Origin of the sequence: Nostoc sp. CmiVER01, from assembly GCF_034531135.2 — a bacterium.
In the GTDB taxonomy this organism is placed as follows: domain Bacteria; phylum Cyanobacteriota; class Cyanobacteriia; order Cyanobacteriales; family Nostocaceae; genus Nostoc.
The window spans coordinates 227,971-254,613 of record NZ_JAVRBU020000008.1 but is presented as its reverse complement, the minus strand read 5'-3'; the positions used below and the strand labels follow the sequence as shown (position 1 = coordinate 254,613).

At 41.6% G+C, this 26,643-nt stretch carries 27 protein-coding genes and 1 pseudogene; 10 read left to right on the top strand and 18 right to left on the bottom strand.

All coding sequences use genetic code 11. From position 1 onward, the window contains the following. Positions 1–6: 6 nt before the first annotated feature. A complete protein-coding gene (ndk, locus tag RMZ43_RS15665; protein WP_118162278.1) occupies positions 7–456 on the bottom strand; it encodes a nucleoside-diphosphate kinase in 450 nt (149 codons plus the stop codon). Between the two features lie 224 nt (positions 457–680). Here ndk and speA point away from each other — a divergent pair, with 224 nt between their 5' ends. After that, complete coding sequence (speA, locus tag RMZ43_RS15660; protein WP_322653470.1) at positions 681–2,693, top strand: biosynthetic arginine decarboxylase; 2,013 nt, start codon at positions 681–683, stop codon at positions 2,691–2,693. Positions 2,694–2,779: 86 nt separating this feature from the next. On the opposite strand, the gene RMZ43_RS15655 is transcribed toward speA, so the two are convergent. From RMZ43_RS15655 to RMZ43_RS15645, 3 genes are all read right to left on the bottom strand, one after another. Beyond that, the gene (locus tag RMZ43_RS15655; protein WP_322651944.1) at positions 2,780–3,949 is read right to left on the bottom strand and encodes an NDP-sugar synthase; all 1,170 of its coding nucleotides are present in this window, start codon (positions 3,947–3,949) and stop codon (positions 2,780–2,782) included. A gap of 230 nt (positions 3,950–4,179) precedes the next feature. Continuing rightward, positions 4,180–5,010: a ScpA family protein gene (locus RMZ43_RS15650; protein ID WP_322653469.1), complete on the bottom strand. Its 831-nt coding sequence runs from the start codon at positions 5,008–5,010 to the stop codon at positions 4,180–4,182. Between the two features lie 293 nt (positions 5,011–5,303). Then, positions 5,304–6,392, bottom strand: a complete 1,089-nt coding sequence (locus RMZ43_RS15645; protein WP_322651942.1) for an AI-2E family transporter — start codon at positions 6,390–6,392, stop codon at positions 5,304–5,306. Positions 6,393–6,519: 127 nt separating this feature from the next. Between RMZ43_RS15645 and pdxH the strand changes: the two genes are divergently transcribed. Continuing rightward, entirely contained in the window at positions 6,520–7,164 is a 645-nt protein-coding gene (pdxH, locus tag RMZ43_RS15640; protein WP_322651941.1) for a pyridoxamine 5'-phosphate oxidase, read from the top strand. Positions 7,165–7,241: 77 nt separating this feature from the next. On the opposite strand, the gene RMZ43_RS15635 is transcribed toward pdxH, so the two are convergent. Continuing rightward, a complete protein-coding gene (locus tag RMZ43_RS15635; RefSeq protein ID WP_322651940.1) occupies positions 7,242–7,859 on the bottom strand; it encodes an FMN-dependent NADH-azoreductase in 618 nt (205 codons plus the stop codon). A gap of 149 nt (positions 7,860–8,008) precedes the next feature. On the opposite strand from RMZ43_RS15635, the gene RMZ43_RS15630 reads away from it, so the two are divergent. Further along, positions 8,009–8,344, top strand: a complete 336-nt coding sequence (locus RMZ43_RS15630) for a winged helix-turn-helix transcriptional regulator (protein WP_322651939.1) — start codon at positions 8,009–8,011, stop codon at positions 8,342–8,344. A gap of 127 nt (positions 8,345–8,471) precedes the next feature. Here RMZ43_RS15630 and RMZ43_RS15625 read toward each other — a convergent pair whose 3' ends face one another. Next, complete coding sequence (locus RMZ43_RS15625; RefSeq protein WP_322651938.1) at positions 8,472–9,350, bottom strand: DUF3153 domain-containing protein; 879 nt, start codon at positions 9,348–9,350, stop codon at positions 8,472–8,474. A 412-nt stretch (positions 9,351–9,762) separates the two neighbouring features. Between RMZ43_RS15625 and RMZ43_RS15620 the strand changes: the two genes are divergently transcribed. Together RMZ43_RS15620 and RMZ43_RS15615 are read left to right on the top strand one after the other, a co-directional pair. Then, positions 9,763–11,214, top strand: coding sequence for a lipopolysaccharide biosynthesis protein (locus RMZ43_RS15620; protein ID WP_322653468.1), 1,452 nt, complete (start codon positions 9,763–9,765; stop codon positions 11,212–11,214). 519 nt (positions 11,215–11,733) lie between these two features. After that, on the top strand, positions 11,734–12,810 hold the full coding sequence (locus tag RMZ43_RS15615; RefSeq protein WP_322653467.1) for a glycosyltransferase family 4 protein: 1,077 nt from the start codon (positions 11,734–11,736) through the stop codon (positions 12,808–12,810). 265 nt (positions 12,811–13,075) lie between these two features. Here the strand turns inward: RMZ43_RS15615 and RMZ43_RS15610 are convergent, their stop codons facing one another. Next, positions 13,076–13,618, bottom strand: coding sequence for a tetratricopeptide repeat protein (locus tag RMZ43_RS15610; RefSeq protein WP_322653466.1), 543 nt, complete (start codon positions 13,616–13,618; stop codon positions 13,076–13,078). A gap of 169 nt (positions 13,619–13,787) precedes the next feature. Between RMZ43_RS15610 and RMZ43_RS15605 the strand changes: the two genes are divergently transcribed. Next, positions 13,788–14,261 carry a hypothetical protein gene (locus RMZ43_RS15605; protein WP_322653465.1) on the top strand — a complete coding sequence of 158 codons (474 nt, stop codon included), beginning with the start codon at positions 13,788–13,790 and terminating at the stop codon, positions 14,259–14,261. 101 nt (positions 14,262–14,362) lie between these two features. Here RMZ43_RS15605 and argB read toward each other — a convergent pair whose 3' ends face one another. The 6 genes and pseudogenes from argB to RMZ43_RS15575 form a co-directional block, all read right to left on the bottom strand. Further along, positions 14,363–15,256, bottom strand: coding sequence for an acetylglutamate kinase (argB, locus tag RMZ43_RS15600; RefSeq protein WP_322653464.1), 894 nt, complete (start codon positions 15,254–15,256; stop codon positions 14,363–14,365). A 61-nt stretch (positions 15,257–15,317) separates the two neighbouring features. Further along, the gene (locus tag RMZ43_RS15595; protein WP_322651932.1) at positions 15,318–15,518 is read right to left on the bottom strand and encodes a hypothetical protein; all 201 of its coding nucleotides are present in this window, start codon (positions 15,516–15,518) and stop codon (positions 15,318–15,320) included. Between the two features lie 295 nt (positions 15,519–15,813). Continuing rightward, a pseudogene (locus RMZ43_RS15590) lies at positions 15,814–15,957 on the bottom strand (shikimate kinase); the annotation flags it as partial. Beyond that, positions 15,957–16,292, bottom strand: a complete 336-nt coding sequence (locus tag RMZ43_RS15585; RefSeq protein WP_322651931.1) for a XisI protein — start codon at positions 16,290–16,292, stop codon at positions 15,957–15,959. The pseudogene RMZ43_RS15590 and the gene RMZ43_RS15585, both read right to left, overlap by 1 nt. Next, positions 16,280–16,696 carry a XisH family protein gene (locus RMZ43_RS15580; protein ID WP_322653463.1) on the bottom strand — a complete coding sequence of 139 codons (417 nt, stop codon included), beginning with the start codon at positions 16,694–16,696 and terminating at the stop codon, positions 16,280–16,282. Before RMZ43_RS15580 ends, RMZ43_RS15585 begins: the two co-directional genes overlap by 13 nt. Positions 16,697–16,716: 20 nt before the next feature. Further along, the gene (locus RMZ43_RS15575) at positions 16,717–17,262 is read right to left on the bottom strand and encodes a shikimate kinase (protein WP_322653462.1); all 546 of its coding nucleotides are present in this window, start codon (positions 17,260–17,262) and stop codon (positions 16,717–16,719) included. Between the two features lie 189 nt (positions 17,263–17,451). Here RMZ43_RS15575 and RMZ43_RS15570 point away from each other — a divergent pair, with 189 nt between their 5' ends. Both RMZ43_RS15570 and RMZ43_RS15565 read left to right on the top strand, forming a co-directional pair. Further along, entirely contained in the window at positions 17,452–17,652 is a 201-nt protein-coding gene (locus RMZ43_RS15570; protein WP_428850737.1) for a hypothetical protein, read from the top strand. 513 nt (positions 17,653–18,165) lie between these two features. Next, a complete protein-coding gene (locus RMZ43_RS15565) occupies positions 18,166–18,360 on the top strand; it encodes a hypothetical protein (protein WP_322651928.1) in 195 nt (64 codons plus the stop codon). Between the two features lie 19 nt (positions 18,361–18,379). Here RMZ43_RS15565 and RMZ43_RS15560 read toward each other — a convergent pair whose 3' ends face one another. The 4 genes from RMZ43_RS15560 to RMZ43_RS15545 all read right to left on the bottom strand — a co-directional run bounded on the left by RMZ43_RS15560 (position 18,380) and on the right by RMZ43_RS15545 (position 22,761). Next, positions 18,380–19,081, bottom strand: coding sequence for a LapA family protein (locus tag RMZ43_RS15560; protein WP_322653461.1), 702 nt, complete (start codon positions 19,079–19,081; stop codon positions 18,380–18,382). 304 nt (positions 19,082–19,385) lie between these two features. Next, complete coding sequence (locus tag RMZ43_RS15555) at positions 19,386–20,006, bottom strand: flavin prenyltransferase UbiX (RefSeq protein ID WP_322651926.1); 621 nt, start codon at positions 20,004–20,006, stop codon at positions 19,386–19,388. Positions 20,007–20,224: 218 nt separating this feature from the next. Then, positions 20,225–22,579 (bottom strand): ribonuclease R family protein, encoded by a 2,355-nt coding sequence (locus tag RMZ43_RS15550; protein ID WP_322653460.1) that lies wholly within the window; start codon positions 22,577–22,579, stop codon positions 20,225–20,227. Between the two features lie 59 nt (positions 22,580–22,638). Continuing rightward, positions 22,639–22,761 (bottom strand): hypothetical protein, encoded by a 123-nt coding sequence (locus RMZ43_RS15545; RefSeq protein ID WP_322653459.1) that lies wholly within the window; start codon positions 22,759–22,761, stop codon positions 22,639–22,641. 1,288 nt (positions 22,762–24,049) lie between these two features. On the opposite strand from RMZ43_RS15545, the gene RMZ43_RS15540 reads away from it, so the two are divergent. Beyond that, positions 24,050–24,937 carry a hypothetical protein gene (locus RMZ43_RS15540; protein ID WP_322653458.1) on the top strand — a complete coding sequence of 296 codons (888 nt, stop codon included), beginning with the start codon at positions 24,050–24,052 and terminating at the stop codon, positions 24,935–24,937. 153 nt (positions 24,938–25,090) lie between these two features. Here RMZ43_RS15540 and clpP read toward each other — a convergent pair whose 3' ends face one another. Continuing rightward, positions 25,091–25,702 (bottom strand): ATP-dependent Clp endopeptidase proteolytic subunit ClpP, encoded by a 612-nt coding sequence (gene clpP / locus RMZ43_RS15535; RefSeq protein ID WP_109007488.1) that lies wholly within the window; start codon positions 25,700–25,702, stop codon positions 25,091–25,093. A 436-nt stretch (positions 25,703–26,138) separates the two neighbouring features. On the opposite strand from clpP, the gene RMZ43_RS15530 reads away from it, so the two are divergent. Further along, entirely contained in the window at positions 26,139–26,294 is a 156-nt protein-coding gene (locus tag RMZ43_RS15530) for a hypothetical protein (RefSeq protein WP_322651923.1), read from the top strand. Positions 26,295–26,643: the final 349 nt, after the last annotated feature.

Here is a 26,643-nt window from a genome sequence, read left to right as displayed (position 1 = left end):
AATGTCTTACTCGTGCAACCAAGGCGTTAAGTGTGGTTGCCAATTTACTAATTCTTCATCCTTAAACCATAGGGCTATTTCCTTTTGCGCGGTTTCTGGAGCATCAGAACCGTGGATTAAGTTGCGACCAATATTGATGCCAAAATCACCGCGAATCGTTCCTGGCTCTGATGTTAAGGGGTTTGTCGCACCAATAATCTTTCTGGCAGATGCAACAACACCATCACCTTCCCATACCATCGCCACCACTGGGCTAGAAATAATAAATTCCACTAGACCAGCAAAAAAGGGACGTTCCCGGTGAACATCATAGTGTTGTTCGGCCAATTCCCGACTGACTTGCAGGAACTTCAAACCAACTAAGGTAAAACCTTTAGTTTCAAAGCGACGGATAATTTCCCCTACTAATCCCCGTTGTACTCCATCTGGTTTAATTGCTAAGAATGTACGTTCCATTGTGAGCTCCCAAAGCTTAATAAAGTTTTTATTTTGTCATTAGTCATTTGTCTTTTGTCATTTGTCCCCCCGTAAGGGGTTTTGCACTCTTGACTAATGACCAATTACTAATGACTCTTGACCAATCAGAGTTTATCTCAGAAATTATCCTTGGGTACATATACGTTCCCAAATGAATGCGTTAAATTGTTAAATTGTGGGCGAAAAACAGAGGTTAGGAAGAAATGGGTGCTGATTCAACTGCTACATCTGACGAGGTGGTACTACCGTCCAATGGACACAAAGAAGTGAAAAACCATAAGCAAAAAAAGCTGTTACCACCTAGTCCTACCACAGGAGATTTACCTCGCTCCTGGAAAATTGAGGATAGTGAAGCCTTATACCGCATTGAAGGTTGGGGACAACCTTATTTTTCCATTAGCGCTGCTGGACACGTTACCGTATCACCCAAGGGCGATCGCGGCGGTTCTCTTGACTTGTTTGAATTGGTCAACGCCATGAAGCAGCGCAACTTGGGACTCCCCATGTTGATTCGTTTTTCCGATATTTTGGAAGACCGGATTGAGCGGTTAAACGCTTGTTTTGCTAAAGCGATCGCCCGCTATAATTACCCCGGTGTCTACCGTGGCGTGTTTCCCGTAAAATGCAATCAAGAGCGGCATTTGATTGAGGATTTAGTAAAATTTGGCAAACCTCATCAATTTGGATTAGAAGCCGGTTCCAAGCCAGAATTAATGATTGCTCTAGCTGTTTTGGATACACCAGGAGCGTTGTTAGTTTGCAACGGCTACAAAGACCGAGAATACATCGAAACGGCAATGTTAGCCCAAAGATTAGGGCAAACACCAATCATCGTTTTAGAACAGATTGAAGAGGTTGATTTGGTGATTGATGCCAATCGCCAGTTAGGTATTAAACCGATATTAGGTGTTCGTGCCAAACTCAGTACCCAAGGCATGGGACGTTGGGGAACCTCTAGTGGCGATCGCGCTAAATTTGGTTTGACAATGCCTGAAGTAATCGAGGCTGTTGACAAGTTACGCGAAGCTAACCTGCTTGATTCTTTGCAGTTGATGCACTTCCACATCGGCTCACAAATCTCTGCCATCAATGTAATTAAAGATGCCATCCAAGAAGCCAGCCGCATTTATGTGGAATTGTCGATGCTGGGGGCAGATATGAAATATCTTGATGTTGGTGGCGGCTTGGGCGTAGATTACGATGGCTCCCAAACCAACTTCTATGCATCGAAAAATTACAATATGCAGAACTATGCTAATGACATCGTGGCAGAGTTAAAAGATACCTGTGCAGAGCGCCAGATTACCGTACCAACACTGATTAGTGAAAGTGGACGAGCGATCGCATCTCATCAGTCGGTACTGATTTTCGACGTTCTCAGTACTAGTGATGTCCCTATTGATTCACCAGAACCTCCACAAGAGGGAGAATCCCCGATTATTAATTATCTTTGGGAAACTTACCAATCCATCAACCAAGAGAATTATCAAGAGTTCTACCACGACGCGGCACAATTTAAAGAAGAAGCCATCAGTCGCTTTAACTTAGGAATATTACGCCTCAGAGAACGAGCCAAAGCCGAACGCCTCTACTGGGCTTGTTGTCAGAAAATTCTCAAGATCACTAGACAGCAAGAATACGTACCCGATGAATTGGAAGACCTAGAAAAAATTATGGCTTCCATCTACTACGTGAATATGTCAGTGTTTCAATCAGCACCAGATTGTTGGGCGATCGACCAACTATTCCCAATCATGCCAATCCACCGCTTGGATGAAGAACCAACACGCCGGGGAATTTTGGCAGACCTTACCTGCGATAGTGATGGTAAAATCGACCGCTTTATAGACCTGCGCGATGTCAAATCGGTTTTAGAACTACACACCTACAAGCCCGGAGAACCATATTATTTGGGAATGTTCCTGAATGGAGCTTACCAGGAAATCATGGGCAATTTACACAACTTATTTGGGGATACTAACGCCGTTCACATTCAATTGACGCCCAAAGGCTATCAGATTGAACATGTTGTCAAAGGTGACACCATGACCGAAGTGGTGAGCTATGTCCAGTATGACTCCGAAGATATGGTAGAAAACATTCGCCAGCGTTGCGAAAAAGCATTAGAAGAAAAGCGCATCACTCTAGCAGAATCTCAGCGACTGCTACAAACCTACGAACAGAGTCTCAGAAGATATACGTACTTAAATAGTTAGGATTGGGGATTGGGGATTGAGGATTGGGAATTAATTGGAGATTAGTTATTCCCCCTGCCCCCTGCCCCTGCCCCCTGTCCCATTCCCTAACTTGCGTTTGTCCCCAACAATTCCTCTATCGCTTGTAACTCAAGAGGCGTATGTGATGGTGGAGTCTGACGGGCATCGGTAATCAGCCAGTCTAAAGCAGCCGCTTGAACATCTATTGCAGCACCAGTTTTATCCACGCAATAACGTCCAAACACCAGCTTATCGATTAAACGCACTCCTGGGCCCAGGCGCGACCATTCAAAAATTACACTGTTTTCTACTGTTGCACCACTACATATCCAACAATTAGGGCCAATCATCGCTGGGCCGACAATTTTAGCTCCGTCTTCGATTCTCGTCATGCCGCCAATGTAAACTGGGCCAGTGATATCCACTTTGTCCCAATTTATGGCTACATTTAAGCCAGTGTAGATGCCAGGAGCGACTTCATGACCAGGAATTTGTACATTCTTGATTTCACCTAGCAGTACACCGCGAATTGCCCGCCAATAATCTGGTACTTTACCAATATCTACCCATTCAAAGTCCATAGGGATGGCGTAGAAGGGGGCTTTGATTTCTACCAATTTGGGAAACAATTGGCCACCAATATCATATTCGACACCAGAGGGAATATAGTTAAACACCTCTGGTTCAAAGATGTAAATACCTGTGTTGATGTTGGTGCTGAGGGCTTCTTCTGTTGAAGGTTTTTCTTGGAAAGCTTTAACACGCCCCTCTTCGTCTGTTACCACCACACCGTAGCTAGAAACTTCTTCTTTGGGGACAGATTTTGTAATAATAGTGGCGATCGAGCCTTTAGCTCTATGCCATTTAACCGCCGCACTTAAATCCAAATCAATTAAAGCATCACCGCACAATACTACAAAGGTATCATCAAAAAAGGGTGAGAAGTCTTGGATGCGGCGCATCCCTCCAGCTGAACCAATTGCTTCGCCTTCCAGTTTCCCATTGTCATCAATTTTTCCTTCAAAGGAATAGGCAATTTGCACCCCAAACCGTTGACCGTCACGAAAATAGTTTTCTATTTCCTCAGCCAAATGACTAACATTGACCATAATTTGGTCAAATCCATGTTGGCGTAACAGTTCCAGCAAAAACTCCATCACTGGCTTTTGCAGGATGGGAATCATTGGTTTAGGAATTGTATAGGTAATCGGACGCACGCGAGTACCCTTGCCAGCCGCGAGAATCATCGCTTTCATAAAAATTTATTCCTCAACCACAAGCCAGTTTACTTTCATCAAGTGATACTTAATCATCAGTTTTTATTTCTGCTCTAAGTTATCCCTTAAACAGGGATAACAGTAATTAGTGGTTATTGCAACCATAGGTATACTTAGATGACAAGCGATCGCTTATCTTTTCAATTTACTCGGATTTTGGGGCTGAATCAAAAATCTGTAAATTATCTGTAAAGCTACTTATCATTTTCTTAGTTCATCGACTCCTCAAAAGGTTTGCCAGTCTTAGCTGAATCTGTAAGTAGCCGAACTTTAATTTCATCGTAGAACTCCTCTTGAAATAGCTCTACTTTCGATTGAGCCGAGAGTAACAGTAGTGCCCAGAAAACGCTAACTAGGTTACTGTGTTTAGAATCATGTCCAGACCCATTTTGCTTGAGATGCTTTGTCTGAGTCCACAACTCTACAAGTTGTTCTATATTCAACCAATTTTGTTCTAAATTTAGCTCCCTTGCTGACACATTCAACACCTGTTCCAGTTCCCCGGCTACTTCCGTCAGATTTTCTTGGTGAGCTAACTCCAGCGCCTCCCGCATACTTTGGACGCTAGGCAGCCGTCTGGGACGGATAGGTTTGCTGACTTTTTCTACCTGTTTTAGCTGGTTCGCCATAATCTGCAATTGCTTAATTAACTCTTGCAGAGTCACCCGACGCTTTGGTGGCGGCATTGCCGATGGACGACGACGCAATTGCCGTTCTAATGGTAGACGATGACCATGATGTGATATTCCGTCTTCATCTTCCAATAGAGAATCATCTACTACACCATCTGCAATATCTCCTACTGTTGACAATTGCATCAAGGTATTAGCTTTGAACAATACCAGCATTGATGCTGACAAAAATGCCTGTCCAGATTGAGACAAGTCCGATTCATAACCTCTTCCTATTGTCTCCGGTGCCATCAGTTCTAAGTAACGGTCAATCACCTCAATCACTTGGACATCCCAAGGGTCAATTTCTCCCTGTTCAGCTTGGTAAATCAGAAATGTGATTGTTTCTAATAGCTCGGAAGCTTCCATTAACGGGTTCTAAATTAATTAATGACAAGAATTGCCTGTTGGCAGTATTCCCAGAAATTTGTAATCAATCACCATTGTGAATTGTGAGATCGGATTCTGCAACTTTTGATATGGGGGATTGGGCATTACCGCAAGGCGGAAGTCAAAAGTCAAAAGTCAAAAGTCAAAAGTTTTGTATATTAAAGCTTTTGCATGGTATTGGGAAAATGACAAGGGGAAAGACTTGTTGGAAGTTCTAAACTTTTGTCACTTTGTCCCCTTGTCCCCTCTGCTCCCCTACTTCCCCTGCCCTCTTAATCAGGAGGTGGGTCACGAGGAATAGTGACAGTTGTTGAGACAAAGTTACTTGGCTTACCGCTCTTAATCGCATCGAAAGTGCCTTTAATAGTACCAGCAATGGGAACAGCAACAAGTGTCCCCAACAAGCCAGCAATCTCAAATCCCATCAAAATAGCTACAAAAATCCAGATAGGATTCAGTCCGATAAAGTTGCCAAGTAACCTGGGAGCTAACAAGTTATCTTTAAGCTGCTGCATGAGAATTGCCGCTATGGCAACTTGAACTGCCAACCACCAACTTTGCAGCAGTACTAAAATCGTCACTAGACCAATGCCGAGAGATGCCCCGATAAAGGGAATGAGTTCCGAGATCCCGATTAATATGGCAAACAACAAGGCAAAGGGCAGCTTCATTACTAAGAAAATTGGCGTCAGGGTTAGCACCATGAACAGTCCTAGCAATAACTGGCTGAGGAAAAAGTTCTGAAAATTTAGGCGCAAGGATGCGGTAAGAGGATCTGCAATATTAGAGGGCAAAAGATTGATCAGACCATACCAGACGCGATCGCCATATAAAAGCATATAAAATGCAAGCACGATTACTAACACTACGTCAAGTAATCCTGAGAGCAGTGTTCCAGCAAATCCCACTGCACCAGAAGCTAGTTGTTGTACCAGATTCTGAATGTTGGCATTGATTTGGCTGCTCACAACCCTTAAATCAATTGGCAAACGTCGTTGTTTTGCCAGCATCTCAAACTGCTTTAAGTTTTCTTGACTGGCTCCTAACCAATCAGGGATATTATTTAACAGTTGAATTGTTTGATCAATGATCAACGGTACTAGAGTGACGCCCAGAATCACCAACAGGGTTAATGTTCCAAGTAAAACTATGATCACTGCCTGAGTGCGCGTGATCCGGGCACGTTCAAAGAACTTAACCGGGTAATTTAGTAGAAAAGCCAGAATCGCTGCAATGATCAAGACGGTAATGGGATGCTGAAAATAGCGAAAAAGCACAGACAGCAGCCAGACATTGAGAGCGATAATCGGGCCGCTTAGACCATAAATTAACAGGCGTTGAAGGGAGGCCGAACGGCGCATCTTATGCAACCTATTTTAAATATTCTTTGAGAGAATTTGTAAAATTCTTGATGGTGCTGATCATCATCATAGATATTTTTAACAAAGACATGTATAAGCGTATCTGATAACAAGGAAGTAAATCAAAATGGACAAAACCGTAGCTGACCTTCGCAAAGACTACACCTTGCAAGGTTTAAGCGAACTTGAGGTTGACCTCAATCCGTTTATTCAATTTAAAAAATGGTTCGATCAGGCACTAGCAGCTCAACTTCCAGAACCTAATGCCATGACCATTGCTACCGCGACACCAGACGGTAAGCCCTCAGCCAGAATGGTATTACTCAAAGATTTTGATGAACGGGGCTTTGCATTCTTTACCAACTACAACAGTCATAAAGGACAAGAACTAGCAGAAAATCCTCAGGGGGCTTTAGTATTCTGGTGGGCAGAACTAGAACGTCAAGTGCGGATTTCGGGGTATGTGGAGAAAGTTTCCGAAACTGAGTCCGACCAGTATTTTCACAGCCGCCCTGCCAACAGTCGTCTGGGTGCGTGGATATCTAATCAAAGCGAGGTGATAGAAAGCCGAGAAGTCCTGGAGCGACGTTTGCAGGAGTTTAAGAGCAAATATGAAAATGAGGAGATTCCCCGACCTCCTCATTGGGGGGGCTTACGAGTGATCCCCATAGAAATTGAGTTTTGGCAAGGCCGCCCCAGTCGTCTGCACGATCGCTTGCTCTATAGCCGTTTAGATAATCACACTTGGAAAATTGAGCGGTTGTCACCGTGAAGGGAAAGCAGAGAGCAGGGGGCAGGGGGCAGGGGAAGCAGGGGAAGAAGAACCTATAACCAATGCCCCGCGTCAAATTACCATTGAGCAATCAAATTTTGAATTGCTGCCCGTGCTTCTGATAGAGATTGGGTACGGGCATCTCCCTCGTTCAGGCTATTAGCGTTAATAAATTGAATGTCTGTAATTCCAATAAAACCGAAAATCGCCCGTAGGTAGGGTTCTTGGAAGTCGTAGGCAACAGCAGGGGAGGTCGCGCTAAAGTCACCGCCGCGAGCTGTGATGATAACCGCCTTTTTACCCTCGACTAATCCTCTTAAGCCTTGAGCATCTACAGCAAAAGTCCGGTTAGCGCGAACAATTTGGTCGATGTAAGCCTTAAAAGTGGAAGGTATATTGAAGTTGTACATTGGCACTCCAAAGACGTAGCGATCGGCTGCTAAAAACTCATCAATCAGTTCGTCAGAAATCCTAAGTGCCTCTGTTAATTCTGGGGTATGGGTTTCTGGTGGTGAAAATGCCGCCGCAATCCAAGCTTCATCTACGTGAGGAATTGTGTGATGCCCGATATCTCGATAGGCGATCGCATCTTGAGGATGTGCTGCTTTCCACGCACTGACGAATTCCTTAGATAGTTCTCTGGAGTGCGATCGCTCACCACGAGGGCTGGAATCAATATGTAGGATGTTTACCACCAAATATCTCCTGATTAGCTAGCATTTACTGCTTTTACTGTTTTTGAGTCTAAATTTCAAAGCATTACATCAGATACTAAAAGTAACTAGTTACTAAAGTAAAGTAGTTACCATAAAGTAACTGTCGAACAATTTTAGCTAACTTATCGATGTCTGTCTCTAAAAATCCTGATGCTTGCCCTGTCAGTATTCTGATGTCCTTACTATCAGGCCCCTGGACAATGTATATACTGTGGGTGTTGTGTAATAGTGGGCCTACTCGCTTTGGTGCATTGAAACACCTAGTTGAGGGCATCTCCACCAAAGTTCTGACGGAAAGACTGAGGATGCTTGAGGCAGCAGAAATTATTTATCGCCACTATGAACCAACTGTCCCACCACAAGTAACTTACGGTCTTACAGAACGTGGTCAGGAACTCATTGATGTACTTCATCAACTCAGTGCGCTTGCTGAACGTTGGTATGGCAGCGAACAACGGGAATAGTGACCACTGAAGTTGTGGGATTGGAATAAGAACGCTTTATGCTTCGTTGCAAGCAATCCCAGCATAATTTTTCTTTTTGAGTGCGGCTCTAAACCCAAAACTAAAGTTATTCCCTATTCCCTATCCCCTATTCCCTATTTACTGCTACTTTGGGAGAAAACTGAATTCTGGGATCTGGCATGAAATTGTATCTCAAGTACAATCCTCCCCAGACAAACAGGATAATTAACAACGCACCAATACCAAGGGGACTGGGAAGCCAGAAAATGGTTTCTATGTGGTTTAGCTCACCAGGCTGGAGTTTCCACACTAATCGATTGCCATTTTTTTCTGGCTCTATCGCAGTTTCAGTTAGTTGAATATTTTTGGCTCCCCAAGGAGTCTTCAAGCTAAATTCCAAGTCGAGAATTGAACCAGCATTAGTCAAGACGTTACCTTTGCTGGCAATTAAGGATAGCGATCGCAAATCCAAATCATAAATTAACCGATTTCGGACTAAAAGTAAAAAATTGTTCTGCTCCAAGAGTACATTTGATTCAATTTTCGGTAGTTCTGAGTCAGATTGGCTCTCCACTGACTCAGAGGATTGATTCGCACGGGAGTTAAAAAATTCGTTAAACTTCTCTTGTAATTCCCTACCACTACTAAAAGGAATGGTGACAATGATTTCTTCTTGGGAAACTCGCTGTGTTTTCCCCTCTAGTTGACGGGCGCGGCGCTCTATGCTGTTTAACCATTCGTACACAGAATCGCCACTAAAACTAGTTAGCCGCTCTCCCAACTTAATATGCTGTACTAATTCGCCACTATTTGAGTTTTCAAAATTAAGCCCTACATCGTACTTAACACAGCCAGTCAGTAGCAGCGATGTTAACAGCACTAGCCAGAGAATAGGATTTCGTATGGGAAAGACGCGGTTCATTCGATTTCGACCATTCAATGTCAATAAAAACCTAAATGGTCTGATTAACCACAAGAAAATCTGTCTGAAAATGGAAGAATTCATAACTATAAGTCTCTCCAAAAGTCAAACTTTTTAACGAATCTTGACTTTTACCTCAATACAAGGCAAATTGGTGTTAAACGTTTCCACACCAGTTTCTATAATTTTGGTAAAGTTCGCAACAAATTGGTAAAGTTTATTCAATTACTACAAATTTGTAAAAAGTAGTATAATCTTTAATGAATAATTCATTAAATGTGAAAAACTATTTTTCGGAACATTACATCAATAACTTAACTAATAATATTTTGCTTTATTGTTTTTAGATTAAAAAATTTGGATAATAACTAACGCTATGTGCAAAAATTTAATTTTACCGCAAGAGTATCGAACTGTAATGGTTGCAAACCAAGCAGACGATTGCAGACACCAAAATCTACGTTCATTATAGGTTATTTCAGGGGTAGACTCTATAATGCAATCACATAAAAATTCATCCAATTTACGACAAAAAGCTGTTAAAGGGGTGTTGTGGTCTGCTCTAGACAATTGGGGACGTCAAGTTATTGCTCTTGGTATTTTCTTCATACTGGCACGCTTGCTAGGGCCAGAAACTTTTGGTTTAGTTGCTTTATCCACCATATTTTTGAATTTTTTGCAGATTTTTATTGACCAAGGTTTTTCCCAAGCAATTGTGCAACGTCAAGATATAGAAAAAGAACATTTAGATACTGCCTTTTGGACTAATTTAGGCGTCAGTGGACTGGTAGCAATATTGAGTATCGCTTGTGCTGGATTAATTGGTGATTTATTCAGAGAGCCACAGGTTACGCCAATAATCCGTTATTTATCTCTAGGTTTTATAATTAGTGGTTTTAGCACTGTTCAAGAAGCAGTATTTCAACGAAAACTGGCTTTCAAATCCCTTGCTATACGCTCATTGTTAGCAGTAATTATTGGCGGAATAGTCGGTTTAACTATGGCGTTTATGGGATTTGGAGTCTGGAGCCTTGTAGGTCAGCAATTAACCACTAGCTTTGCACAAGTTTTAGTACTTTGGTGGGTAAGTGACTGGCGTCCAGGATTCAGATTTTCGCCAAAACACTTCAAAGAACTATTTGCCTTTGGAGTGAATATAATGGGGATGAATTTATTTAACTTTTTAAACCGCCGTTCTGACGATTTTTTAATCGGCTACTTCCTGGGTTCCACTGCATTAGGGTATTACAGTGTTGCCTATCGTTTGCTGCTAAATTTAACGCAATTACTAACTGTCATTATTTCAAAAGTTTCTCTTTCTACCTTTTCCAGATTACAAGAAGAACCTGAAAGATTACGCAATGCACTTTATCAAGGAATCCAACTTACAAGTTTAATTACTTTTCCGGGGTTTCTGGCCACGGTAATATTAGCACCTGAAATAGTATTGGTTATATTTGGAGAAAAATGGTCACCAAGTATTCCAGTAATGCAAGTTTTGAATCTTATGGGTATTATTTATGCTTATTTTTATTTTAATGCCCCTGTAATGATGGCTGTAGGAAAACCTTTTTGGAAATTGGCTTTAGATTTTGTACAAGCCGTCTGTAATGTTATTGTCTTCGCTATATCAGTTAAATGGGGAATTGTTGCTGTTGCAGCAGCTTACGTTCTCAGAAGTTATTTGATGGCACCCCTTGATATTTGGGTAGTTTGGAAGTTGATTCGCATTGATATAAGAACTTACCTGCGCCAAGGTTTGATCCCTCTAGCAGGAACAATAATTATGCTGATTGCTATTTTTATTGTTAAATATTTTTTGAGTACATTAATCAGTTCTTTTGCGTTACTAGTTCTTTCTATATTTGTAGGTATCATAGTATACGTTTTGTCAATTTTCTTGATTGCGCCAAAATTATTTTGGCAAGTGGTAAATATTGCCCGTTAAGGCAGCATATATAGGATTTATAAGCTCTACGATTAGCTAACAGCGAACCCAAAACTGCTACTACCGAATGAGCAACAAGGCTCTGCCTCTTGATTTGACAGGAGGCAGAGCTTCTATTCGACACAATTTTTTTGTTATTGAGCGTAGTCGAAATATACTAGTGCGGCTATACAACTCAAGTTTTCATTAATACTTCTTTTCTCCAACAATAACTGCTTTCTCTTGTAACTAAAACCCAAAATATCCCAATCATCACTAGATAACCCAACGTGGTGAGCCAAATTGCCCAGATGAAGCAACTTTTGGGAATGCTGCTAAAGAGTTAAAAATATCACAATATTTGTACTGCTGTAATTGGTTAGCGATCGCCTACAAAGAAAACATCGGCAGCAACAAGCTTTTTAATCATAACTCTTGACTTTTAATTTACAAGCAGTCGTAAAAATTACATCCTCTTGACACAACATTGACAAATTACTTATGTAAAGTTTAAACAACTCCTAAAATGAAAAATGAAAAATGGAAAAAATAAAATCAATTTTTCTACCTAAAACATTTGTTGATGGGAACCCCTACATAACACAGCTAAGTGATAATTTAGAAAAAGTAGGTATTGAATTAGTACTCCCAGGCATTTCATCTTCAACAACCTTCTTTTTACCCTTAGTAATTTTACGTGAGAAGGCAGATTTTATACATTTGCATTGGTTAGATCCATTCTTCGCATACCAAAATCAATTTAATATACTCAAATTATTAGTAGTTGTATTGCAGCTAGTTTTACTAAAATTATTTGGAATAAAAATTATTTGGACTGTACATAACCTGAAGAATCATGAAAGCGTAAACTTTATTTTTGATCGGATTTATAGCATTATCGTAGCTGAATTGTCTAATGCTATCATTACTCATTGCCAAGTAGCAAAAGAAGAGACTGTAAAACAGTTTTCTATAAGGAACAAAGATAAAGTATTTGTTGTTCCACATGGTAATTACATAGACTTTTACGAGAATAAGATTGAAAAAGCAGCAGCCAGAGAAAAATTAGGTTTAAAAGATTCTAATCTTGTTTTTCTCTTCCTTGGTTCAATTCGTCCCTACAAAGGAGTATTTCAACTTATAGATACATTCAATCAACTACATAGTGAGAAAATTCAACTAGTAATTGCTGGTAGAGTTCACTTGGATAATCAAGAAATAACAGATACGCTTAGGCAGAAGATTGCTAATGATCAAAGAATCAAGTTTTTTCCAGGCTTTGTTCCAAATGATGAAATTCAACTTTATATGAATGCTTGTGATGCAGTTATCTTTCCATACCGGGATATTTTAACATCGGGTGCAGTACTTTTAGCAATGTCCTTTGGTAAAGCTTGTATAGCACCACGCAAAGGTTGCATCGGAGAAGTGCTTGACGATGCAGGTGCATTTTTATATCAGATAGATGATCAGAATGGCTTAATAAATGCTATAAATTCTGCTGTAAAAAAGCACGATGAGCTATTTTTGATGGGAGAACATAACCTCCAGCTAGCTAAAGAATATAATTGGAAGTACATTGCTAAAATGACAGCAGATGTATATTATCATTGCTGATAAGAATTAAATAATTTAAGTATTAAGTATCCGATTAGGTAAGAGAAAAGTAGAATTAATGTCTTAGTGCCGCTTTGAAAGCGGTCAAAGGCAGTAATTGCTGAAGACGCCGCGCAAAGAATAGCTTCAAAGAGCAAAAAATAAGTATTATCCGAAACATTGTTAACGACCATAACTAAATGGTTATTCTCGTTCCTTTGAATAACTCTATATTCATCTGAAATTACTGCTCATAGTAGGAAACTAATCTAAATGTGAGTTTTTATCAGCTTGGGTTTCCTGAAATACTTAACCAAACCAAGTACGAGATGGTTAAACCGATAGCAATTAGCGCCACCCAAATAAAGCGATTATCTCTGGTATTGACCTGACTGAGGTCAACGAATTCCGGCTCCGTAGGTTTAGGCTTCTGCTGTCCAGAAGATTTAGTAGACTTAGCAGCAATAGAAATTTTGAGTTCATTATCGGCTAGTGTGCCCAAGTCTGGGATTTCGGTCATCCACTCGCTGGGTCTTTTTAGCTTTGGTGCTTTCAAGATGTAGAGCATCCGTCGCGCTTGCTTGCCAATTTCAAAATGGGCATGGCGTTTAAGTCTTTCGCAAAGAGCGATCGCATCATCGGTGCGTCCAGCTGCTTCATAAGCTGTCACCAAATAGATTTCTACTTCCCCCCCAAGGCGAGAATTACGAGCTAATAGGGCGCTGGCCTTTTCTAAATTTTCTATGGCTTCGCGGTATTGCCCATTTTCAAAAGCAACTTTCCCGGCCTGGTAGCGGGTTTTAGCAATTTCTAAACTTTCTACACTCACGGTTTATATAAAAATCACCACTATTTTAATTTTGCCAATACCAGCAATCTTTTTGGAATTTTTTCAAAACTGGCAACCTGAAAGTAAATAAACTTCTAAAATTTTAACTAAGTAGCTGTGATTATTTTCTGATTAAAAATTCTGGTATCAAATGCAGGTGAGCAAAAATATGTTGAAAATCAAGCATTCGCAACTAAATTGGCTCTTAGCAGGCATGACTATAACAGTGATGGGTGTAAGCATTGCTCCAGCTTCTGCACAGTCTGTGATCGTGATTGATGGTGGTTATGGAGCCAGGCAATCGCCTGCTGTAGGTTCCTTCATCTATAGTAATCCGATTCTTACACCTGGTTATGGAGTCAGGCAATCGCCTCCTGTTGGTTCCTTTATTTATGGTAGCCCGATTCCCACACCTATGCCTGTAGACCCAGGAACGGGACTCATGCCACAACGCAATAATTACCCCGATTATTACTATCCCCAGTTCAGGCAGAACGTGAGAAATTCCACCCTGATTAATCCAACTTTGATTAATCCGGCAATTCGAGACTCAACCATAGTTAATCCGGTGATTATAGATAATTCATGGCATCGTAGACCATTTAGCGGCGGGCGATCGCGTGTTTTCGTTTATCCCCGGTAAAGAGAGATGAGGGAGATAAGGGAGATGAGGCAGAGCTTTTTACTCCAAACTCCTCACTCTTGTACAGACGCGATTAATCGCGTCTCTACTCCTCACTCTTATTACATAAACTGCGAACCCAGAATCATCGTCCCAATCCCAACATCAGTAAAGATTTCGAGCAACAGGGCGTGGGGAATACGACCATCGATGATGTGTGCTGCACGGACTCCTTGAGCAAGCGATCGCACACAACAACTGACTTTGGGAATCATCCCACCGCTAACTATACCATCGGCAATCAACTGGCGGGCTTCACGAATATCTACTTTTGGAATCAAAGTAGATGGGTCTTTGTAATCTTTTAAAATTCCACTGGTGTCAGTCAGTAAAATTAGCTTTTCTGCTCCCAGTGCAGCAGCAATTTCTCCAGCTACAGTATCGGCGTTAATGTTATAAGCTTGCCCTGTCTCGTCTCCGGCGACGCTCGACACTACCGGAATATAGCCATTGCTAGCCAGGGTTTCCAAAATCTTGATATTCACATTGCTGACTTCGCCCACAAAGCCGATGCCTTCTTGACCTTGGGGACGGGCTGTAAATAGATTACCGTCTTTACCGCAAAGTCCTACAGCCAATCCACCCGCTTGGTTAATGAGCGCGACAATTTCTTTGTTGACTCGACCAACTAAAACCATTTCCACTACATCCATTGTGGCGGCATCAGTGACTCGCAAACCATTCTTAAATTGTGGTTCAATGCCCAGCTTATCTAACCAACTATTAATTTCTGGGCCACCGCCGTGGACTACAATCGGACGCAAGCCGACGCAGGATAAGAATACAATGTCGCGGATAACTTTGTCTTTGAGTGTGCTATCTTTCATCGCTGCGCCGCCATATTTGACAACAACAGTGCGACCGGCAAATTGTTGAATATAAGGTAGTGCTTCGCTTAGTACACGTACACGAGTGGCTTCAGCTTGCCTGATGTATTCAGAATCGTTGACCGTCATGAGCAGCCTAATAGAGAGAGTTAAAACCTATTTCAGTAAGTGTAGAAGACTTTGTAACTCGTCACAATCTCTGATGCCATTGAGTATGTCTGTACTGATAAGCTATAGCTAGTGCTGAAATTTGCCCAAGACTACAGGCATTGATCACAAAAGTTAGGGAAAGGGCGATCGCAAACAAACAGAAAAAGGCAGGCTTTATACCTAACCTCAAATTTTGCTTCCACCAGATACTTAATGTGTCAATAATCTGGGCAACTTTCATGACTTACCAATCTAACTTTGGGAAAACTGTACTTAATGTTAAGAGTTCCCAAAAATACAGTGGGTATAACATTCTATTGAAAAATGTTAAAAAAAGCTGCTGGAATAAGTACAAGCTGTTATCCAGATCAAGCATTCTCTAAGAAAACTCTACAAACAAGCCTAAAGAATAAATCTCAAATATCTTACTTACAAGGAATTCGCTCTCAAACAGTTGTTAGTTGATTGACATTACCTCAACTGAAAAATTTAGTATCAAACTAAATTCATGTGAAGCCATCACATATTTTTACCAGCTAATGAGATTGTGTTTTGAGAACGCCAGGAATTGCCTCAAGTATTCGCTTGGCAACATCTTCAGGCGTATCTCCCTCTCGCTCGGTGATGTGCAAATCGGCTTGAGAATAAAGTGGTGTTCGTTGGTCAAGGAGCGATCGCATTACGCTACGCCATAATCTGTATACTGACGCTTATAAGGAGCTTGCAAACCCAAGACAATATCCTCTCGTGGTACTCCCATCATCACTAACTCCTCTGCTGGATTGCGATCGGTTAAATTCTGTTGCAGCCAGATTTTGCCATCTTTAATATCAAAATGCATCACGCATCGATAAATACGATTAAATTCTTGCCAACCTACATTCATCCATTGATAATGATTGCGTTCTGTGTCTAAAATCAGTTGGACTTCGACATTGTTATCCGAGACATCAGCACTGGCATAGTTCGTCAACAATGTTTTAACATATTCTTGATATCTTGCTAGTTTATCCACTCTACAATCACCTCATCTACTGGATTGTAAACAATTAATAGCACCTGATACTGTTTGATCGCAGTTTTAGTAAACTCCAGTTGAAAAAATGTTTTGTACGTATCCAATGGAACTGCTAAGTATAAGACTCGCTCTGGTTCATATCCTGCTAGTGCTATACGGTAACTAAGAAATTGTCCCAAAGCAGAGTAAAAATCTGTAATTGCCGAGGGGTTTAAAAAGCTTTTGATTTCAATTGCTATTTTTTCATTTCCTTTTTCTGCGGCAATTATTTTTTCTACGCCTAAATCAATTTGAAAATTGACTTCCCCAAATTTAAATTTTAATGGATCGCTCGTAATCCTCCATTGTTCTTTTTGCAAAGCTTTTTTAACTGATTCATGAAAAATATCTTTTGCAGACACAGTTAGATTAATATTCCCTATTAATGAGAAACTGTTTTTTTTAGTACGCCAGGAATTGCTTCGAGTATTCGCTTGGCAACGTCTTCAGGTGTATCTCCCTCTCGCTCGGTGATGTGCAAATCAGCTTGAGAATAAAGTGGTGTTCGTTGTTCAAGGAGCGATCGCAATTTCTCTTTAGGATCTGCATCTTGCAGCAGTGGTCTTGTGGTATCCTCAGCTAAACGGCTGTAAATTATCTCTACTGGCACATCTAGCCAGACTATCAAACCGTGGTGCAGGTAACCCCAATTTTCTCGCCGCAGTACAATGCCGCCACCAGTTGCGATAGTTAATTTTGTAAAAGCACAAATTTGTGAAAGTACGTCGCTTTCTAACTGGCGAAAGCCTGGTTCACCAACTTGTGCAAATAACTGATTGATAGATTTACCTGTTGCTTGGGCAATAATATTATCGGTATCCACAAACCCATAACCCAATTCCTTCGCCAGTAAGCGTCCTACTGTCGTCTTACCAACGCCCATTATCCCAATTAAGTACAGGTTGACTCCTTGTAATAAGCTGCTCACCAGTTGCTTTGCTCCAATTTTGAGTGCTGAGTCACAGTTTCTAATTATAAACTCAATGACTTAATCTCGGATTTAAAAATATGGAGTTTCTCACCGATCGCGCAACCGGATAAAATTACTTGATTGGCGAGCGCTAATGATCTGAGAATTAAAATATAAATTCTTATTATAGGAGTGTTTCTTGATTAGATGTCTAAGATACCACATGATGATAACTTTGTGATACTTCATCATAGTGGCTTTATTATGCACTCAGAAATTACTTACTGCACTCAAAACCGCCGCTCAATTGGAGAAATATTGAGGGATTTAATTTTAATCTGGGAAGTTATTGCCAGAAGAAATGAGATATCAACTGGAATTTATCTGAAAGCTTTTATTTGTTTTTAAATTCTACAATTTTCTCTTCTATTTAAGAGGAATTAACTGTAGTAATTACCGTTATTAATGTATTTGAAGTAACTAAGGCAATAGATTAACGATTCGTCTGTGAAATTACTGTAATCATAAATGATAAATTTCTCACGAATGTAGTAATTTGCCTCAAGTAACTAGGTAATTGCTGCATAGCGATCGCTATGCTTAACTAAAAAATTAATATAGCTTGTTTGAAACTTTATCCAAACTATTTCTGTCTATTTAAATAATCCGAATTTTTACTCTGGTAGGTAAATTCAAGTATACAGAATACTGTGTTTCTACTAGCACAACGTCATTATTCTAAAAGTTCAGTTATAACAAGCCCTAATCAATTAAATGTTTCCTATAAAGGTGTAAATAATGACTTATATCTTGCGATCGCCCACAAAAGCTTGCCAAGTTGAGATTTCGGCACAAAAACTACTGCATATTTCACCCCAATAAGGCTGAATGAATAAATATAGGATGGATGAGGCGTCAACTATGACTCGAATTCGTGATGTTGTACAAAAAGCTTTAGCAACTGGCTATTTGACAATGGAAGCTGAAAATCAACTACGACAACTGTTGACTTCCCGGTATGACTTGGAAGATTTTAATGCTTTCATGACTTTGCAGGAAGCTGCCATGACTGGTAAGGTCAAGCAAGAGTCTAGAGAGCGGTGCGGCATCAAATAGAGACGTAGCCTGCTACATCTCACCGACGGGGGCGTTTACCATCATCTTCAAAATCATCATCATCATCAAAAAATTCCCAATCATCATCATCATCGGCTTGATTGGTAGTTGGCGGCTGATAAGGGGGGATAATTACCCGGTAATCAGCATCATAAACAGATTCAGTTTTTCCCGCAGCCGTATTTTTTGGTTCCCGGTAGCTGTAAGAATAAACTGAACCAGATTGAGAACTGCTTTTGGCTTCTGATTGACGTTCGTAATTTGTAGAGTCTTTAGGCTGTTGAGCTTGAGAATTAGAAGTAGGTGTTTCCTCTGACTTTTCATCAAAATTCCAATCATCATCTTTACTGCTATTTGTCTCCCAATCATCAAATACATCACTAGTAGGCTCTTCTTTTTTACTAGCTGGTGGTGGAGAACTGGCAGGACGAGATGTAAATTCTTCTCTACGGGTTGCCTTCGCACGAGGCGCTGTGCTTCGGCGGTTAGGAGTTTGGCGTTGTCTTCCTCCAAAATAATTGGATAAATTAAACAAGGTCGCAATCAATATAGATGTGAAAGCACCAGTGGCAGTACTAAACAAAATCCATATCGCTAGTGGTAATGGTTGAGTTCGCACGCCCAAAAATACTAGCGATAGGGCAGGTGAGAAATTTTGGACTAATAACAGCGTTAGTCCTCCCAGTACTGCCACCAATAGAATTAAGCGAATTACAGCCATAGCAATTTTGTCAGTTGTCAGTTATCAGTGGTCACTAAAGAGGAAAGGGGGCAGGGGGCAGGGGGAAAACCTGATAAATAAATTTATTTGCTCTGAGACCCTAATAGAGTCGGTAATTCCAGAATCTTTCTCGCTCTGCCCTCTGCTCCTTACTCCCCTGCCTCTTTGATCAGTTGTCAGTGGTCAGTTATCGGTCTGAATATTCTTCGCTAACTACTATTCACTGACTACTGACACTATCAGCCATCTCTATCATTACCTTTTTAGGACTATTGTGAAATTTACAATAAATCCATTGAGAATGTTAGCGACGACCTTGCCACCTCTGAATTGGAATGCAGTCAATATCTAGTTGATCTAAAGTACGGGCAACTACAAAATCCACTAAATCCTCAATAGTTTGGGGATTGTGATACCAGGCAGGAATCGCGGGGACAATTCTCACTCCAACTTCTGCTAGAGAGGTTAAGTTACGGAGGTGGATGAGGCTAAAAGGCGTTTCACGAGGAACAATGACCAGCTTTCGTCCTTCTTTGAGTTGGACATCTGCCGCCCGTTCTAGTAAATCGGAACTCAAGCCAGTCGCTAGCTTTGCCACTGTGCTCATGCTGCATGGAATAATTATCATCCCCAGAGTAGCAAATGAACCACTGGCAATTCCGGCTCCAACATCACCCCAAGGATGGCAGCGAAGTTTACCCGAAATTGCCACTCCAGCTTGCTCTCGCCAGAATTGTTCTTGCCCGGTTGGTTCTGCTGGCATCCGAATTTCCTGTTCTGACTGCCAAACCATGTAAGTAGATTTAGAGGCAACCAATTCAATACTAAACTCCGCTTCTAGCAAAAATTTGATTGCACGAACAGCGTAAATCAGACCAGATGCGCCTGATACGCCTAAAATTAGAGGTTTTGTGTTATTCGACACGTAAGGTTTACTTTATTAAGAGACAGGGGTCAGGAGGCATTGGGCATGGGGCATGGTGAAGAGGACTTGGGGACAAGGAGAATTAGGGACAAAGGGAAAGACTTGTTGCAAGTTACTTAAATCACCTTGTCCCCTTGTCCCCTTGTCTCCCCTGCTCCCTGCTCCCTGCTCCCTCATCACTCCCTGCTCCCTGCCCTCTGCTCCTCTGCTTTTTCACTTTACTCATCATCAGAGTAAGGGTCTAGGTCATCAGGTTCAATGTCATTTGGTAAGTAGAGGTCTGAAAACTCCTCATTAGAACCACCGCCAGTTAAACCTCTGGGTACGCCATCGCTGCCAACTGTTACCAAATCAATCTGCTGACGGTAGTAATCGACACTCTTAACTTGTACGGCGACGCGATCGCCTAATCTGTAAGAAGCGCGATTTTTGCGACCAAACAGTGCTTGTTGTCTGGCGCGATATTCATACCAATCATCTTTGAGAGAACTGACGTGTACCAATCCTTCTACCCGCAAAGGCACACCAGGATTACTGCTGGACTCTACCTCAGATGCTGGTACTTCAATTTCTACAAAGAAACCGTAGGATTGAACCCCGGTAATTACGCCTTGAAATACCTGACCGATGCGTTGCTTCATCAGTTGGGCTTTTTGCAGTCCGGCTAAATCGGCTTCAGCTTCTTGGACTTCTTTTTCTCGGTCGTTGATTTGGACAATTACCCTAGTTAAATCGCTTTGCAGTTCTTGTTGCAATTCTGGGGGTAAAACGTTCCAGTTAATTTCCTCGTGGCTGGAGGAGTGGCGCAGGTTAACGCGCTCTCTTACACGGGTATTGCGGCGATCGCGTCCGTTTTCGAGTAGCGCGTAATACACTCTCTGCATGAGCAAATCTGGGTAACGTCGCAAAGGAGCGCTAAAGTGGACATATTGCGGTAATGCCAGACCAAAGTGAGATCCTTTGGTGGTGCTGTACGCAGATGGTTTTAGTGTATCTTGTAATAAGTAAGTAAGAACTTGCTCAGAAGGAGATTCCGCAAAAGCTGTGGTCAAATGTTGATAATCTAAGGGTTGAATATCGACTTCTGGATCTAGTGTGAGGTCAACGCCTAAATTGACTGCCAATTTCAGCATTTCCTGGACATCTTCAACATCGGGTGTACCTTGAACTCGCCAGATAGCGGGAACACCAAGAGCATTTAAATGAGTTGCCATTAGTTGATTAACTAACAGTACCAACTCAGTGAGTAGCGATCGCACTGGTAAATCATTCACCACCACAGCGCCAAGAATCCCCTCATCATAGTAGGCGTTTTGGCTGGGTGGCAGATTCAATTGGAGGCTACCACGATTCAAGCGCACCTGTTTCACGGCTGTTTGCAAGGCTTGGAGGTCTTGCAAGATATGGGAAACTTGTGGGGATTGAACTTGAGATTCACCTGTAAGAATTGCTTGGGCTTGTTCAGTAGTCAGTGCAGTTTCGACGTTAATTACACTGGGTTGAATTTCCCACTCTAAGACTTGTCCAGATTGGGGATCAATGGTAATTAAAAAAGAGATGGTTAAGCGATCGCTCCCAGGTATCAAAGAACAGCGTTCTGCCACAGTTGGGGGCAAAATTGGCAGTACTAATTCTCCCAGATACACTGATTTGCCCCGTTTGAGTGCTTCTCTATCTAAGGCTTCATCAGGTTGGACATAGTGAGAAACATCGGTGATATGAACGCCTAAAAGCCAATTTCCGGCTAAGTTTTTTTCTAAACTAAAAGCGTTTTCTATAACTTTGGTATCGCCATTTACCCCTGCAATGGTAAAGGTAAATAAATTACGTAAATCCAGCCGATTTTTCAGGTCTGCTTTGAGTAGCTTTTTGGGCAACTTGGCCGCTGCATCTAGGACATTATCTGGAAAAGTCCGGGAAAGGTCGTGTTTGCACGTAACTAAATCTATATCAGCAGCAGCTTCGGCATCGCTACCGAGGATTTGCACCACTCGACCAAGGGGAGGATATTGTGCCAGTGGGTAACGCAAAACTTCTACATGAACCAAGTGATCGATCGCTTCTTCCAACTTCGCCCCGTTTGGCTGGATCTTCAGTTCAAACAGCAATCGATCATCTAAAGGCACAGCCCTAAAACCAGCTTCCACTTGCTTAATTCGTGCCAATAAAGTGTGGTTAGAACGTTCTAGAATTAGCTTCACCTCCCCTTCGGGAGAGCGACGGCGACTACCTTCTTTGAGAACTCTGACCAAAACGCGATCGCCATTCCAAGCATTACTCAGATGACTTTCGCGGATGTAAATATCCTCAGCTCCTTCCACATCTTGAATAGCAAAGCAAAAGCCTTTACTAGAACAACGGAGTTTTGCTTCGATTATTCCCTCTTCTGAGACACGGCGGTACTTGCCCCGTTCTTTCACTAAAATACCGATTTTTTCCAGAACATCTAAGGCAATGTGAAGTTTTTGTAAACTTTTTTCATCTTCACAGCCAAGTTTCTTTTCTAAAACCTTCCGAGCTACCAATTTATCATCGGTGAAATTGGCAAGGAGTGTAGCGATTGAAAATTCCATGCAGTGAACCGACCTTTGGTCAAAACATCATTTTTGTTTAACAAAACAGAATAAAAGCGTCAGTTGCCAGAACGGGCTGAACGCCCCGCTACCGCTAACAGAATTAAATTCTCTGTAACTTGCGGATAGCGCAGTGGTAGCGAGTCCGCAAGCGTCTGAATCAAGAGGTTTAAGTTCCCCACAAAAATTTTCTTGTTTTGTGGTCAACTTTTATAGTGGCGGATCTCTCCTACAAAGTTGCTCCTCTTGGGGAGACCCCAACACCGCACTTGGCGCTGAATTCCCCACTATATTGATTCTGAATCCTGAATTCTGAGTTCTGAATTCTTCTTCAATCTGGTTCTTTTCTGTATATCCTCACGGCTTACAGAAACAAGTTGGAAACGAATTGCTCAGAGGCAAGACTTCCTAAGTTCTAAGGAAAGGAAGCCCGACCCCGCAAGAGTGATAAACTACTCCCGCAGTCTAAGCAAAGGAAGCCGACCCACAGACAATGGGCGTCTACGAACTTCTCACTGCACGATGATCTCAGAGTTCGCCTGCGTTCAAGTCTCTTCACCTAACCAAACTTAAGATTACACGCCTGATTAGGATTTAGCCCCGCTAGGTAATTACACGACGGGTTTTTGAGAAGCTGGGTTTAGAGAATCCAGACTGCCCAAAAGGGCTATGCAGGGGAGCCACTGCCGTCTTAGGGCTTCCCCAAATGGAGAAGGCAGTGCGGTCTTGGGGTCTCCCCAAGTGGAGCAACTGCCGTCAAGTGGCGTGGAAACTACAGGTGTTTGATTGTCTAGAGTGAAGGTAATTTTACGACATTAGACTCTGATTTTGAACTAGGCAAAACTGCCGTGAACCTAACTTTCCCACATGTAGAATCGGTAACAATTAGGTAAGCAGCTTAATAAGCAGTGAGGGCGAACCTTATCTCCATTATTGTCGATTTAGAGCGCACTTCCAGAAAATAGTTCTAGATATCCTGTTGGGTAATCAGTATAGCATTGCAGGCAAGACTACCCAGATAAGTTAGCACTAGCAAAAAATTTCGTCAAAAAAGAGCTATTGCTACAATAATTGGGACACAGGGCAAAGTAAGAATATCACCTTGATAACTTCATTGCCTGCCAAGAAACTGATCACCGAAGAGGCAGGGAGCAGGGGAGAAAGATTCTAAGATTCCCCTGTCAAAAGGAATCCAGAGCAAATAAATTTATTTATGTCCTTTGATTTAAACATTTATTTCGAGACGCTCAAGCGCAAGAAATAATGCGTCTACAGTATAAGGCCCCTACATTTATGTATGGGGTGTATGGGGTTCTCTCCTCTGCTCCCTGCCCCCTGCCCCTTGTCTTCTTCCTTAAGGCATCCTGGGTATCGAGTAGATGTAAATTAAAGTAAGGGCAGATGAGCTAGCTTGAACATACAGGCAGGATCAACTCCGTTATTAAAAATATTTAGATTGGTAGCAGTACTATGTTGGCTCAATTCCAGAGCTTGTATCCCAAAGGCAGTCTGATTTCTGAATTATTGCAAATTTTTCAAGGAAAATATATTGTCCGGGCAAGCGTGCAAATAGAAGGCGTAACCCGTGCTACGGGTATGGCAGCAGCAGAAACAGTAGAAGCAGCAGAAGACCAAGCCAGAACTAGGGCGTTGATAGTTTTGGGTATTACAAATGCACCACAGCAATCAGTGGCATTTAGCTCAAATCCAACTCCTCCAGCGCAGCTAAATCCTTCCTTGAATACCAAAGGTGGATTAAATGAATCGGCTGCTTATTCCTTTGCAAAGGATGAGGATTTTGTTGGTAGTCAGTGGCCAATGGTCAGCGACAAAGAAATATCGATACCACCTTCTAAAGTACGGAACATCAAACCAGAAGTAGTAACAAACAATAATGAACAGTACGGGTACAGCAGTAGTGCGTCCCCACCAAGCGATAGCTATAGCCAGGATTTAGGTCAAAACTTTCCTACGACAGCCAACAAAGAGCTAGAATTTGACCCTCCAGTGGAAAACTTGGAAATAACCTTTGATAACCGGGTAGAAAATCAAACCTTTCCAGAAATTTCTGCCAATAATGTCACACCATTTACACCTCGGAGTTACAGCCCTCAAGAGAATGTTGCCACCCCGTCAGTGACAGGAAAGAGAAAGAAGAAAGCTGAACCCGTGGATTTATCGGATGTAATTGCTAAAACAGATGTCGAACTTCAGCGTTTAGGCTGGACACCAGAACAAGGGCGGGAACATCTAATTGAAACCTACGGTAAGCGGGGGCGTACTTTGCTAACTGAAGAAGAATTACACGGATTCCTCAAATACTTACAATCACAGCCAGACCCAATAGCAGGATTTTGATTAGTCATTTGTCATTTGTTCTTTGTCCAAATCGGTATTAAGTTAAGCAGTCCACCTATTCCAAAAATAACCCCTCTTCAGTTATGAAAAGGGGTTATTTTTGGGGTTTAAGGAAATTAAAAGTGGTAAATCACCATTTACCGATCGCAACTATTAATTAAGAACAGCAACTGCTGGACGGCTACCAGCAGCGTGACGGTCAATCACTTGGTCAATCAAGCCGTAGTCTCTGGCTTCCTCTGGTGACATGAAGAAGTCACGTTCAGTATCTTCAGCAATTCGCTCGATTGGTTGACCTGTGTGTTCAGCTAAATAGTCATTTAGCCGCCGTTTGTGGTATAGAATCTCCCGCGCCTGAATTTCAATATCAGTCGCCTGTCCTTGAGCACCGCCTAGAGGTTGATGAATCATAATCCGAGAATGGGGTAGACTCATCCGCTTACCCTTAGCACCAGCACTGAGGAGGAAAGCGCCCATACTCGCCGCCAATCCGGTACAAATTGTACAGACATCAGGGCGAATGTGTTTCATAGTGTCAAAAATACCCATACCAGCCGTCACCGAACCACCGGGAGAATTGATGTACATATAAATGTCTTTCTCCGAGTCTTCGGCATCCAAATACAGCAGTTGGGCAACAATCAAGTTAGCAATGTTGTTGTCAACTTGTTGTCCCAAAAAGATGATGCGCTCACGCAACAGCCGTGAGTAGATGTCAAAGGCGCGTTCGCCTCGACCCGATTGTTCAATAACGATAGGAATCATGGAAGCGTGTTTGTGGCTACTTTAAATACATTTTATCGGTGACAGCACGAAACTGGGGTTTATCTCTACTGTTTCCCTTGCCCAAAAACAGTACAAAAGATGATTTTGCGATAAATTCAACCCCCAAAGGCACTTTTTAACCGCAAAATATGTCTAAGAAAATATCCCATGAAGAACAAATCAAAATACTCTAATCATCGCCAACTTCATATCTCGGCATTTGCTGGATAACTTTGACGATGTGGTGATTAGACCGATGACCAAAATCAGACTTGCTTAGGGAATTATCTTAATCCTGTAACAATTTAAACATTTTTTTAGGATTTCCCTTGGAAAATATCAAATTATTTTTGTTACATTCAGTAAGTCCATCAAACTAAATGTATTTAGAATAACTAGTCATACTTGAAATGCTATCCATCCAGAGAGACGTGCCATGTTGGAAAAACTTATACAAGCTGCCATCATCACCTTCTTACTCCATCTGATAGCAGTACTTAGCCCAAATACTTTAATTCAGTCCAAGACAGCATCACCTGTTCGAGAAACGCCACCAAATATTGTTAGCTTGCTATTGCGATCTTTTCAGTAAGAATTTTTCACCAATTGTATAGGTGTCAGCCCCTACAGGGAAGTCAAAAGTGTCAATTTAACCTAAAAGTAGCTTAACTGAAAGCTTCCTCACCCGCCTTGAACTAAAGTTCAAGGCTCATAGCTCAAGTCTACTTCAGTAGACTAAAGATCTTTAGGAATATTTAGTCATCTAAAGATGACTTGAGCTATTAGCAAGTAACTGAAGTTCTTTGCGGGACATGGCTTTTACCTTAAGCTGACACCAATAAGCAATGTTGTGCCCTTACAAATAATTGATATGTCGCAAATATTATTTGAATTGGTATAAGAACCCCATAAATAAATTTAGTTGTTCTGCATTAAAATTA